The sequence below is a fragment of the Stenotrophomonas sp. SrG genome, from assembly GCF_050031795.1.
Lineage (GTDB): Bacteria > Pseudomonadota > Gammaproteobacteria > Xanthomonadales > Xanthomonadaceae > Stenotrophomonas > Stenotrophomonas rhizophila_A.
In genome coordinates this window covers 1-234 of record NZ_JBNBBE010001420.1, presented here as the reverse complement: position 1 = coordinate 234, position 234 = coordinate 1, and the positions used below count along the sequence as shown (strand labels likewise).

Annotated in this window: 1 pseudogene; it reads left to right on the top strand. The window is 70.9% G+C overall.

Annotation, left to right across the window (positions count from 1 at the left end):
• Positions 1-234, top strand: a pseudogene (locus ACQG3P_RS24075) (cytochrome C biogenesis protein); the annotation flags it as partial.

Genomic DNA, 234 nt, shown 5'->3' with positions numbered 1-234 from the left:
CCTTTCATGGGGGCGCCGCTGGCCTATGCCTTCACCGCACCGGCGGTGCCGGCGATGCGGGTGTTCCTGATGCTGGGCCTGGGCCTGGCGCTGCCGTTCCTGCTGATCGGCTTCGTGCCTTCGCTGGCCACGCGCCTGCCGCGCCCGGGCGCGTGGATGGAAACCCTGAAGCAGGTGCGGGCCTTCCCGATGTACGCCACCGCGCTGTGGCTGCTGTGGGTGCTGGGCAAGCAG